The following is a 12,153-nucleotide window of genomic DNA, read 5'->3' on the forward strand; positions in this document are numbered from 1 at the left end:
CGCTCCTCCCTACAGTGGGACGGTGACCTCCTCCGCCGTGTCCCGCCCCGCCCCCCTCGCCCGCAGCCTGGCCGCCGCACTGTGCGCCATCCTGGCAGGGGCCGGGTTCGCCCTGTGGCTGGGCCTGTCCTGGACGCAGGAGCACATCCTCTCGCCCTCGGGCTTCCAGGACACCACGGCCTCCGTGGTGCTTGACAGGCAGTTCCAGGACCAGCTGGTGAGCACGGTGCTGGACCGGGTCTCCGTGGGCAAGGACGTGCACACCGGCATCGGGGCGGTGGACGACGCCGTGCAGCGGGTCCGCGACTCGGCGCTCGACGCCGTCCGCTCCTGGCTGACCGCCACGGAGCAGCAGGGAACGTGGATCAGGATCCTGGACGACACCCACGACGCGAACGTTCCCCTCACGCCCTCCGCCGGGCACGCCCCCGACGAGCTCGTGGTGGACGCCAGTTCCCTGGGGGACGCCGTGGACCGGCAGGTCCAGGACACCGTGGGCATCTCCCCGGGGCTCTCCGCGCAGGAGCTGCGGATCACCGTGCCCGGCGCACACACGGGGCGGGTGCTGGACGCGCTCGTGTGGGCCGCACAGTGGCGCTACGTCCTGCCCTGGCTCGCGGGCGGACTGGCCGTGCTCGCGGTGGCGACGGCGCCGCGTCGCCGGCTCGCGCTCGTGGGCGTGGGTCTGGCGGGGCTCGTGTGCGCGGGCGCGATGCTGGCCGTGGTGCTGTCCGGCGCCCAGGCGGTGGTGGACGCCTCCGCCGCGGACCCGGTGGCCCACCTGGTGACGGACCGTGTGGTCTCCGTGCTGTGGGAGTCCTTCGTGGGAAGCGCCGTCACGGGCATGGTCTGGGCTGCGGTGGTGGCCCTGGCGGGGGTGGTGCTCTCCGTGGTGCGCGTCAGAGCGGTCCCCTACCATGGAGGGCATGTCCACCGTGGTTGATCTGTCCATGCCCACCGTTCCCCGGGTGCGCCGCACGCCGGAGGAGGTCGCGGCCGCCGCTCCCGTGCACGGTGAGCGCAAGGTGCTGCTCGCCGCCCCCCGCGGGTACTGCGCGGGCGTGGACCGCGCGGTGATCGCCGTGGAGAAGGCCCTGGAGCACTACGGCGCGCCGGTGTACGTGCGCAAGGAGATTGTGCATAACAAGCACGTGGTCGCCACCCTGGAGGAGCGCGGCGCGGTGTTCGTGGACGAGACGGACCAGGTGCCCGAGGGCGCCATGCTGGTGTTCTCCGCCCACGGGGTGTCCCCGGCGGTGGTGCAGTCCGCGCAGGACCGGAACCTGAACACCATCGACGCCACCTGCCCGCTGGTCACCAAGGTGCACCGCGAGGCCGTGCGCTTCGCGAACAACGACTACGAGATCCTGCTGATCGGCCACGTGGGCCACGAGGAGGTGGAGGGCACCTTCGGCGAGGCACCCGAGCACATCCAGATCGTGAACTCCCCGGAGGACGTGGACACCCTGGAGGTGCGCGACCCGGACAAGGTGGTGTGGCTCTCCCAGACCACCCTGAGCGTGGACGAGACCATGGAGACGGTGAACCGGCTGCGCGCCAAGTTCCCGAACATGATCGACCCGCCCAGTGACGACATCTGCTACGCCACGTCCAACCGGCAGGCGGCCATCAAGAAGATCGCCCCGCAGGCGGACCTGGTGATCGTGGTGGGCTCCGCGAACTCCTCCAACTCGGTGCGGCTCAAGGAGGTGGCCCTGGAGTACGGGGCCGCGCGGGCCGAACGGGTGGACTTCGCCAACCAGGTCGACGAGTCCTGGTTCGAGGGCGTGGCCACCGTGGGTGTGACCTCCGGCGCGTCCGTTCCCGAGGTGCTGGTGCGGGAGGTCCTGGATCTGCTGTCCGAGTACGGCTACGGCGCCGTGGAGGAAGTGGTCACCGCCCAGGAGGACATCCTGTTCTCCCTGCCCAAGGAGCTGCGGGCCAAGCTCGCCGAGGACGGCGACAACTCTCGCCGACTGGGCGGACGAGGGGCCAAGCCGAACCGCTGACCCTTCCGGAACACAGCCCTCCGGGGGCTCAGTCCCCGGGAGTTCAGCCGAATCGCTGACCCGCCGGGAACTCAGTCCTCCGAGGGCTCAGCGCGGCCGGTTCGGGAGCTCAGTCGTTGAGGAACTCCGCGGCCGTGACCGGGCGGGGGACCGAGTCCACGGGCCGGGTCTCCAGGGCCTCGGAGTCCGTGGCCGTGGGGTCAAGCTCTGCGATCTTTCGGGCCGAGGGCAACACGCGTGACTCCAGGGAGCCCACGAGCTTGTTGTAGCCCTCCACGGAGCGCCGCAGCGAGCCTCCCATGTCCGAGAGGTGCTTGCCCACCGCGCCCATGCGGTCGTAGAGCTCCCGGGACAGCCGGTACAGCTCCCGCGCGTTGTCCGTGAGTGTGGCCTGGCGCCAGCTGAACGCCACGGCCTTCAGGGATGCGAGCAGGGACACCGGGGACACCAGTGCCACGTTGCTGCGGGCTGCGTGGTCCAGCAGGGAGGCGTCCGCGTCCAGGGCGGCGGCCAGGGCGGACTCCACCGGCACGAAGCACATCACCAGCTCGGGGGAGTTCTGCTCCGCGGACCAGTACTTCTTGGTCCCTAGCGTGTTCACGTGGGAGCGCAGCGCCTTGGCGTGGGCGGCCAGCAGCTGGGCGCGGCGCTGCTCGTTCTCGGGAGAGCCGTCCGCGGGGACCGCCTGGGCGTCCAGGTAGGAGGTCATGGGGGCCTTGGCGTCCACCACCACGGACTGGGCGCCCGGGAGGTTGATGACCATGTCCGGGCGCTGCACACCGCTCTCCGTGCTGCGGACGGCCTGCTCCGTGAAGTCCACGTGGCGGGTCATGCCCGCGGCCTCCACCACGCGGCGCAGCTGCATCTCACCCCAGGCACCGCGGGCGGTGGTGGAGCGGAGAGAGGACTCCAGGGAGCCGGTGGCCTCCAGCAGCTGCCGGTCCGTGGTCCGCGCGGCCTCCAGCGCCTGCGCCACGGCGCCGAACTGCTCGGCGCGGTCCCGCTCCAGCTGCGTGAGGTGGCGGCCCACGATGCTCAGCTGGTCGTTCAGGGGCGCCAGGGCGCGCATCACGTTCTGGTCCTGCACGGAGCGGGCCTCGAGCGAGTCCACCCGCTGCTGCAGCTGCTCCTGGGCGGAGCGGGCCGAGGCGGCGTCCTGCACCGCGGCGAGGCGCTGCTCCTGGGACTGGTTCAGCTCCACCTCCAGCTCCCGGGCCTTCCGGGCCGCCAGGATGTAGCCGAGCACCCCGCCCACGACGAGCGCGAGCAGCGCCCACAACCACCACACCTGCGACATCACGGAAGCCTCCATGCGGTCACTGTGACAAGGTGCTCCGACACGCACAAGCTTCGTGGACGGGCCCCTCACCCGAGCCGTGCCTGCCGCCCACTTGCACGGTGGGGGCGCGGCGATGCCGAGCGGCTCAGGCCGAGGGTCGGCATCGTGCAGTGTGGACGCGCGGCTACAGCCACCCGTTGCGCGCCGCCACGGCGACCGCCTCGGCGCGGTTGCGGGTCCCCGTCTTGCCGATCGCGGAGGAGAGGTGGTTGCGCACCGTGCCCGCTGACAGGTGCAGGGCCCGGGCGATCTGCCCCGCGGAGACGCCGCCCGACGCCTCACGCAGCACCTCCCGCTCCCGCGCGGTCAGGGGATTGGGGCCGGCCAGCAGGGACTTCTCTGCCAGCGCGGGGTCCACCACCCGCAGCCCGGCGTGCACCCTGCGGATGGCCTCGGCCAGCTCGGGCGCGGGGGTGTCCTTGACCACGAAGCCGGACGCCCCGGCGTCGAACGCGCGGCGCAGGTACCCGGGGCGATCGAACGTGGTGACGATCAGGCACCGTGTGCCGCTTCCCGCGGCGACGATCTGCTCGGCGGCCTCCAGGCCCGTGAGGTCCGGCATCTCGATGTCCAGCAGGGCCACGTCCACGCGGTCACGGGCGGCGAGTGCCACGGCCTCGTGCCCGTCCGCCGCCTGTGCCACCACGGTGAGGTCCGGCTCCAGGTCCAGCAGGGCGGCGAGCCCCGCGCGCACGAGGGCCTGGTCGTCCGCGACCAGCACGCGGATCACGTTCATGCCCGGAACACCTCCACGGTCGTGCCGCCCCGGGAGTTCCGGGTGACGGTCACCTCACATCCTGCCGCCCGCGCCCGCTCCCTCATGCCGCGGATCCCGTTGCCCTCGCGCAGTTCCGGCGCCCAGGCCTGCACCTCCTCGTCCCCAGAGGGCGACGCCGCGGCGTTGCGCGACGCTGCCCTGCCCGCCCGGGCGCCGTCGTCCGCAATGCGCAGCGACGCGCCCGTGACCGTGACCCGGCAGTGGGAGGCGCCCGAGTGGCGCACCACGTTGGTGACCGCCTCGCGCAGGATGCCCGCGAATGCGGAGCGCGTGGTCGCGTCCAGGGGAGGCGCGGACAAGGGCAGGTGCGGGGTGATGCCCGCGGCGCGCAGGGCGGCGCGTGCCTGGACGAGTTCCACGTCCAGGTCCAGCTCGCGCATCCTGCCCACCGTGGAGCGCACATCGGCGAGGGCTTCTCGGGACAGGGCCAGGACGTCGTCGAGCTCGGCGACGGCGCGCTGCGGGTCGTTCTCCACGAGCCGCCGGGCGAGCTGGGCCTTGACCGTGATGACGGTGAGGGAGTGGCCCAGGATGTCGTGGACGTCCCGACCCACCTCCTCGCGCTGCCGGGAGATGGCGAGCTCTCGGGTGAGGCGTTCGTGGGCCTCCGAGCGCTCCATGGCGAGGCGCGAGGCCAGAATGATGAGCCAGCCCGGGAGCACCCCGACGAGGGGCCACACGACCTGCTCCCTCGGCAGCAGAAGGAGAGCGGGGAGCAGGGCGAGAGCCACGACTGCCACGGAGGCGAGGGCACCGTGGCGCAGGGGCAGCCGGAAGACGAACAGGGCCACGAAGAACGGCGCGGTGTAGGTGAAGCCCCACGGCGAGGCGGGGACCACCAGCAGGAGCGCCAGAACCAGAACGAGGCTCCAGAGCGCGGCGTTGAGCAGTGGGCTCAGCCGGGGAGCCGGGATCTGACGGATCCAGGACGCGGTGTACAGCACCGCGAACAGTGCGAGGCCCGCGCAGCCCAGGGCCCGGATGCCGGGGCCCGCGGGACTCTGCAGAACGGCGGCCGCGGGAAAGAAGAGGAACACGAGCCACACCACGGCGTAGAGCAGGTCGGACCTCTGGTGCTGGGGCTCCGGGGTGCGCTCCCTGCGGGGTCGGTTCGGCAGGGTGCTCACCGGCGGGCCGTGGCCTTCCGCGCGGCCAGCAGGGCGGCCACGCCGAACACGATGGCCCACACCGCCGTGTTGGCGAGCAGCAGCCACACGCTGTCGGTCTGCGGAGTGCCGTCCATCGAGGCCACCGACCCTTCCGTCACGGGGTACCGGACGAGTCCCACGATCCCATACATGGGGGTGAACCGAGCCACCTCCAGCAGCCCGCCCGAGAGCGGCATGAACACGTTGCCGAAGAACCCCAGGATCACGAGGCACCCGCTCGCGGCCCCCACGGCGGCGTCCGAGCGGAAGAGCAGACCGGCGGCCAGGCCGTAGAGCGCGAACACGGAGGACAGCACCACGGCCAGGACTGCGCTCAGCACCCACCGCCAGGCGCCGTCCATCGTGGCGTTCGTGAACAGCCCCACGGCGAAGACGACGACCACGGGCACCACCGCAGTGGTCATGGCCACCGCCACCTTCGTGGCCGCGTACCCGGCGGTGCCCATGGGAGTGAGCGCCAACTGGCGGCCCCAGCCCTGCAGGCGTTCCACCGCGGCGCTGCCCGCAATGCCCGTGGTCGCGGTGATGGCACCGTAGGCGGCCATGGTGACCATCACGGAGGCGGAGACGTTGCCACCGGGCAGGGGCTCCTCGGACCACCCCTGTGCCACTCCGAAGAGAATGAAGAGCACGCTGGGCAGCACGGCCACGAAGAACATGCTGGAGACGGCACGCAGGTGCCGCAGGACGTCGTAGGCGGTGTAGGTCAGTGACACGGGGTGCCTCCTGGGGCGGTCGTTCGTTGTTCGGGGTGGATGGCCCGGCATGGCCCGGTGGCCGGGTCGTGGCCGGGGACGGTGCGTCCGGAGAGCTCGTCGCCGTGTGGTTGCCCTGCACGGTGCGCTCGCGGTGAGGCGATGTGGTGGTGAAGTGCTGCGATGGCGGGGCGCTGCGACGCGGGCAGGGTCACGTGGCGTCGTCGTCGTGGCGCAGCAGCACGGCGAAGGCCTCGTCGAGGCCGCCGCGCGAGATCTCCAGCTCGCTCGCGGCGGTGCCGGTGAGCAGGGCTCGGGTGACGGCGTCCGGGTCCTGCGTGCGCAGCCGCACCCTCCCGGCCGAGCGAGTGGTCTCGGTGACACCCGGCAGCTGCGGCAGCGGCTCCGACCGCGGCCACGCGAAGCTGACCGTGTGGTGGCGGGACGTGCTCCGCAGCTCGTCCACGGAGCCGTCGAACGTGATGCGCCCGGCGTCCATGAGGACCACGCGGTCCGCCATCTGCTCGGCCTCCTGCAGGTAGTGCGTGGCGAACACGACCGTCACGCCGCCCTCGGTCTGTGCTCGCAGCGCGTCCCAGAAGGCGGTGCGGGAGGCCACGTCCATGCCGGCGGTGGGCTCGTCCAGGACGAGCAGCTCGGGGCGGGGGAGCAGGGCCAGGGCGAAGCGCACCCGCTGCTGCTGACCGCCCGAGCACGTGGAGATCTTCCGGCCGGCGAACTCGGCGGCACCGGAGCGTTCGAGGGCCTCGGTCACGGGCAGGGGGTCCGGGTAGAGGGACGCGACCATCGTCACCGCCTCGCGCACGGAGACGTCCGGGAGTAGCCCGCCCACCTGCTGCACGGCACCCACCCGGCCGTGCGACGTCGCGCTCCGGGGCGGCTCCCCGCACACTGCCATGGTTCCCGCGGTGGGGTCCGTCATGCCCAGGACCATGTCCAGCAGGGTGGTCTTCCCCGCGCCGTTCGGGCCCAGCAGGGCGACGACGGCGCCGCGCGGGATATCGAGCGAGACACCCTTCACGGCGTGGACCGTCTCGGAGCGGGTCCGGAAAGTCTTGACGACGTCGCGGACCTCGATGGCGGGGTCAGTCGATTTTCGCGGGGTGGTGGCTGTGCCGGAGCGGTTCATGCCTCCAGAGTCGCCGCCGGGGGAGCGGTGGAGAACTGTCGGTTGTCACGAGTGGGGCGTGACATGTGTCAGGGGTGGGACGTGCCGACGGCCCGCGCGGAGAGACGCGGTGGGGCGCGGAGTCGCGTGGCGACGTCGTCGGGCGGCGCCGGTAGGATGGCGGACCGTGGCTCTTACTATTGGAATCGTCGGTCTGCCGAACGTCGGAAAATCAACCCTGTTCAACGCGCTCACGCGCAACACGGTGCTCGCCGCGAACTATCCGTTCGCGACCATCGAGCCGAACGTGGGCGTGGTGAACCTGCCGGACGAGCGGCTGGACAAGCTCGCGGAGATGCACGGTTCGCAGAAGATCGTGCCGGCCACGGTGTCCTTCGTGGACATCGCGGGCATCGTGAAGGGCGCGTCCGAGGGGGAGGGGCTGGGCAACCAGTTCCTGGCCAACATCCGCGAGGCGCACGCGATCGCCCAGGTGATCCGCGTGTTCGACGACCCGGACGTGATCCACGTGGACGGCAAGATCGACCCGGCCTCGGACCGCGAGACCATCAACACCGAGCTGATCCTCGCGGACCTGCAGACGCTGGAGAACGCGATTCCCAAGCTGGAGAAGCAGGTCAAGATCAAGAAGGGCTCGCCCGAGCAGCTCGCGGCGTACCAGGCCGCGGAGAAGGTGCTGGCCGAGGGCCGCACGATCTTCGAGGCCGCCGGGCCCGAGAAGCTGGACACCGACAACCTGCGCGAGCTGAACCTGCTCACCGCCAAGCCGTTCATCTACGTGTTCAACGCGGACGAGGGTGTGCTGTCCTCGCCGGAGCGCCAGGCCGAGCTGGAGGCGCTGGTGGCGCCCGCGCAGTGCGTCTTCCTGGACGCGAAGCTCGAAGCGGATCTGGTGGAGCTCTCCGAGGAGGAGGCCCGCGAGATGCTCGAGATGGAGGGCCAGGACGAGTCCGGCCTGGACAAGCTCGCCCGCGTGGGCTTCTCCACCCTGGGCCTGCAGACCTACCTCACCGCCGGCCCCAAGGAGGCCCGCGCGTGGACCATCAACCAGGGCGACACCGCCCCCAAGGCCGCCGGGGTGATCCACTCGGACTTCGAGCGTGGCTTCATCAAGGCGGAGATCGTCTCCTACGACGACCTCATGGCCGCCGGGTCCATGGCCGATGCCAAGGCCGCGGGCAAGGTGCGCATGGAGGGCAAGGAGTACGTGATGCAGGACGGGGATGTGGTGGAGTTCCGGTTTAACGTCTAGGGGTCTTCTCGACCAAGTAGGCACTGTTTGTCCATGGCGGTTGACACGGTCGATTTGCAGGGCGGCGCGAGTGGTCGGCGTGGGGTCATAATGCACATCCTCGGCGCAGATTCAGGCGAGGACTGCCAGCTCCAATCTGTGCCCGCGACCGCTGGTCGAATATGGAATCAGTGTTGGCACTATGCGGTGAACGAGAACGCCTCATCGCCACCCGGGGTGCGTAACGTCTCGGATTCTGCTATCAGGGTAGTTCCTCGCCGCAGGCTACGTTACCCGGGTCCGACACGATTCGATGTTGCCGGCTTGCCGCGTGTTCGAGGTTTCGTGTGACAGCATGAAAGGCATGTCACCAACACACCCTGGTATTCGCTTCCCGGATCGCGCCGAGGCGCTGATCAGTTTCGAAGGGTATCGAGTCTTCCTCGATCCATGGGAGCCGATCGCTGACACGTTGCGGTCCCATTGGAGCGGCGTCGCACTTCGGGGTGAATCTGGAATACTTGGAATTTTCGGCACTCAAGGCACAGGGAAAACGCTACTCGCGCAAAAGCTTTGGACTGACTTCAACACGACCAAGAACGCCAAGGGTCAATTCGTGGTTGATAAAAATAACTTCTGGCATCGCGTAGCGGGAGGGCGGTCCCTTGATCCGACCCTCATTGATACGGCCACCAGTGAGACTGAGTTCCATAAGGTCGAGAATCAAAAAAGTTGGACCGAAGATGCGGCGGGCTTCGCGAAGGGACAGCAGCGTTCTCGCGCCAGAGTCCTTATTGCGGATAACGCGGAGCGCGCTTATTTCCGTCAGGGACTTGTTGAGATGAGCGATATCGAATATATGGAAGTGGCAAATAACCCAGCCTTGAACCGCCTCTCGGCTGAGCGTCTCGTCGACAAGCTGCGGACCCAATTGCGAGGCACCCTTTTGGTCGTGCTGAGCAACAACGAGCAATTCCTATTGGGACTGCAAGAGGAAGTGGAGGCGCAACACGCTGGTCTCATGAGTATAGCGAACCTGACTCTTGCAGATCCGCGTACCAAGGAAACAATAATCCGGGTCAATACTAATCGACTGAACCCCGCATCATATTGGTCGGCTATTGATCAGGCTGCCGAAAAAGATAGGTTGGCGCTCAAACGCGCGCTGTCGAGCGACAGCACCTTCCCCGAATCTTTCCGTGCGGTAGATAATGCGTCGATTAATCGAATCGGGCGCCCCGCAAAGAAAAACGTTATCACTCTAGTTACGCTCGCAACTATTGAAGATGCAAGTTGTGTTACCGTTGGGGATCTAGGTAAGATTAAACGAAGAGATCTTGACCACAAATGGATGTCCCTCACTACCTACGAGGAAGGATGGGCTCCTCGGTCACTTGGCGAACGCGAGGCGGGCCTGCTCGAGTCGGAGTGGGTACTTAGGCTCTGCGTTTTAGGCGATCCGTTTGTTCGAAGCTTACTGGAAGCAGAATCGGGCAATGTTACGCAGCAAAACCAGGTTCAGGATCTTCTGGACAAGTTAAAAATTTACCGAGGTCCTGGGACTCAAGAGCAGACTCGCGCTAACGATGCCGTTCAATACACGCGTTGTATTGATGAATGGGAAATTCCGGTGGCCGACTCGAGGGATTTTTGGAGATCTGGGCAGCATCGATCCACCACATATGAGCGCGCGCTCAAATCCATATTGCCCGGATACGATACTGCGGCCGACGGGTTTTTGACTTACCGTCCAGACTTTGTGGTCACAGATTTTACCCCTGCCTCCCTGCTCAGTTCGCTCAGTGACGATCCTGCGGCGATCCGTACCGCTATACGGCGATCTGCGCATGTATTTGAGTTCACGGCTATAAACGACACCAGTACGCAGAAAATCAAAGGGTACCTGGAATCCAAATTGGGGAATTATGTTAGCGTGACCCAAGAGCAGTAGGGATTATTTATCGGGTGCATGGAGTAGCTGCTCGTATTCTTTGTCGTCACTTGGCCCGGAGGGGATCGTCTGACTCTCCTGCAACTACCCATAAGAAGTCATCGTGTCGAAAATTGAATGGCGGTCGGCAAAGGGCCAGCATGTCCCCGAGGACGTGGCCCGGTTGCTGGCCACCGTCCCGGAATGGTTTGGCCAGCCCGAGTCTAATGCCGAGTACATTAATGCGGCCCGCAACATGTAGACGTGGACTGTCCGGGACACCGCGAACAATGCCGTTGGCGTGACCCTTGTGGACCGCCACTTTCCCCACGTAGCCGAAATCCACCTCACGGTCGTGGATCGAGCCGTTCACGGCCAAAGCGTAGGCACTGCCATGATGGCCGCCATTGAACCTGACTCCACAGCACGCGGAGTCAGACTCCTGGAAGTCAAGACACTCGGCGCATCGGACCCTGATCCCGGATACGCGCGCACCAGACATTTCTACGAGAAGTGGGGCTTCTTGCCACTGGAGGAAACCGATCTGTGGGGTGAGGGGACGCCCTGCCTCATCATGGTGAAGCCGCTCAACACCCGGTGAACCGCGGCCCGCACCGCGGAACTGTGCTAGACATGTGACCGTCCACACGGGAGCCCCAGACGCGGGGGCTGAGATCGGGCCAGCGCTGCCCGAGACCGTCGAACCTGAACCGGGTCATACCGGCGTAGGAAGTGAGGAACGGCCATATCTGCACATGCCCCCACACAGGGCACCCCCAAGAACCAGTCCGAGCAGCACGAGTCCCACCACCTCGCCTGGCTGGAGGACACGGAGCACGGCATCCAGGTCCCCGTCACGGAGATCCACCAGGTGGACTCCCCGGACGGCACCCCCAACGAGCCGTTGCGCGTGTACCGCACCATGGGCCCGGGCAGCATTCCGGAGGAGGGCCTGGAGCCCTGGCGCGCCGAGTGGATCGAGGCCCGCGGGGACACCGAGGTCTACGAGGCCCGCGGCAGGAGATTCGAGGACGACGGCCGCGGCGCCGTCCGTCGTGGCGCCCCGCAGCAGCACTGGCGGGGGAGTAAGCCGGAACCCCGGCGGGCCCTCCCCGGCAGGTGCGTGACCCAGATGCACTACGCGCGCCGCGGCGTCGTCACCCCGGAGATGCGCTTCGTGGCCCTGCGCGAGCAGTGCGACGTCGAGCTCGTGCGGGAGGAGGTCGCCGCCGGCCGCGCCGTGATCCCCCTGAACGTGAACCACCCGGAGTCCGAGCCCATGGTCATCGGGCGGAAGTTCCTGGTGAAGGTGAACGCGAACATCGGCAACTCGGCGGTGACCAGCTCCATCGGCGAGGAGGTGGCCAAGCTGGAGTGGGCCGCCAAGTGGGGAGCGGACACGCTCATGGACCTCTCCACGGGCAACGACATCCACACCACGCGCGAGTGGATCCTGCGCAACTCGCCCATCCCCATCGGCACGGTGCCCATCTACCAGGCCCTGGAGAAGGTGGACGGGGACGCCAACGCGCTCACGTGGGAGATCTACCGGGACACCGTGATCGAGCAGTGCGAGCCGCACACGACCACACCGGAGCGCTCATGGCCAGGATCAGCGCCGCCGCCTCGCCTGCACCCCACCTCCCGTCCCCTCCGTGCGGCGGAGACTCCGGACGACCTGACGGCGTTCCGCTCTGATCCGGCGATATGCTGGCAGATTATGGTCACCACCCTGCCCGAAGCGGGGGAGTACGTGCGGGGTGTGACGGGTCCGGACAGCCGCGTCGTCTGGGCAGTGTGCAGCGAGGCGGGCGTCGTGCGAGCTGTGGGGCTGCACGTGGACCGCCCCACC

At 67.9% G+C, this 12,153-nt stretch carries 9 protein-coding genes, 2 pseudogenes and 1 riboswitch; of the genes and pseudogenes, 6 read left to right on the top strand and 5 right to left on the bottom strand.

The features are described from left to right. The first annotated feature begins 22 nt into the window (after positions 1 to 22). The gene (locus tag Q4A22_RS04500) at positions 23 to 943 is read left to right on the top strand and encodes a hypothetical protein (RefSeq protein ID WP_303177534.1); all 921 of its coding nucleotides are present in this window, start codon (positions 23 to 25) and stop codon (positions 941 to 943) included. Further along, positions 927 to 2,009, top strand: coding sequence for a 4-hydroxy-3-methylbut-2-enyl diphosphate reductase (locus tag Q4A22_RS04505; protein WP_303177535.1), 1,083 nt, complete (start codon positions 927 to 929; stop codon positions 2,007 to 2,009). Before Q4A22_RS04500 ends, Q4A22_RS04505 begins: the two co-directional genes overlap by 17 nt. Before the next feature lie 109 nt (positions 2,010 to 2,118). On the opposite strand, the gene rmuC is transcribed toward Q4A22_RS04505, so the two are convergent. The 5 genes from rmuC to Q4A22_RS04530 form a co-directional block, all read right to left on the bottom strand. Next, on the bottom strand, positions 2,119 to 3,321 hold the full coding sequence (gene rmuC, locus Q4A22_RS04510; protein ID WP_303177536.1) for a DNA recombination protein RmuC: 1,203 nt from the start codon (positions 3,319 to 3,321) through the stop codon (positions 2,119 to 2,121). Positions 3,322 to 3,472: 151 nt separating this feature from the next. Then, a complete protein-coding gene (locus tag Q4A22_RS04515) occupies positions 3,473 to 4,084 on the bottom strand; it encodes a DNA-binding response regulator (protein ID WP_303177537.1) in 612 nt (203 codons plus the stop codon). Further along, entirely contained in the window at positions 4,081 to 5,253 is a 1,173-nt protein-coding gene (locus Q4A22_RS04520; protein ID WP_303177538.1) for a sensor histidine kinase, read from the bottom strand. The genes Q4A22_RS04515 and Q4A22_RS04520 overlap by 4 nt, the downstream gene beginning before the upstream one ends. Next, a complete protein-coding gene (locus Q4A22_RS04525) occupies positions 5,250 to 6,011 on the bottom strand; it encodes an ABC transporter permease (protein ID WP_303177539.1) in 762 nt (253 codons plus the stop codon). The genes Q4A22_RS04520 and Q4A22_RS04525 overlap by 4 nt, the downstream gene beginning before the upstream one ends. 190 nt (positions 6,012 to 6,201) lie before the next feature. Continuing rightward, the gene (locus Q4A22_RS04530) at positions 6,202 to 7,140 is read right to left on the bottom strand and encodes an ABC transporter ATP-binding protein (protein WP_303177540.1); all 939 of its coding nucleotides are present in this window, start codon (positions 7,138 to 7,140) and stop codon (positions 6,202 to 6,204) included. A gap of 166 nt (positions 7,141 to 7,306) precedes the next feature. On the opposite strand from Q4A22_RS04530, the gene ychF reads away from it, so the two are divergent. The 4 genes and pseudogenes from ychF to Q4A22_RS04550 all read left to right on the top strand — a co-directional run. Further along, entirely contained in the window at positions 7,307 to 8,392 is a 1,086-nt protein-coding gene (gene ychF, locus Q4A22_RS04535; protein WP_303177541.1) for a redox-regulated ATPase YchF, read from the top strand. Between the two features lie 334 nt (positions 8,393 to 8,726). Continuing rightward, positions 8,727 to 10,322: a hypothetical protein gene (locus Q4A22_RS04540; protein ID WP_303177542.1), complete on the top strand. Its 1,596-nt coding sequence runs from the start codon at positions 8,727 to 8,729 to the stop codon at positions 10,320 to 10,322. A gap of 271 nt (positions 10,323 to 10,593) precedes the next feature. Continuing rightward, positions 10,594 to 10,902: pseudogene (locus tag Q4A22_RS04545) on the top strand (GNAT family N-acetyltransferase); the annotation flags it as partial. Between the two features lie 36 nt (positions 10,903 to 10,938). Beyond that, a riboswitch (TPP riboswitch) is annotated at positions 10,939 to 11,050 on the top strand. Next, positions 11,047 to 11,877, top strand: a pseudogene (locus Q4A22_RS04550) (phosphomethylpyrimidine synthase ThiC); the annotation flags it as partial. It overlaps the preceding riboswitch by 4 nt. Between the last annotated feature and the right edge of the window lie 276 nt (positions 11,878 to 12,153).

It is taken from the genome of Kocuria sp., from assembly GCF_030530945.1.
Taxonomy (GTDB): domain Bacteria; phylum Actinomycetota; class Actinomycetes; order Actinomycetales; family Micrococcaceae; genus Kocuria.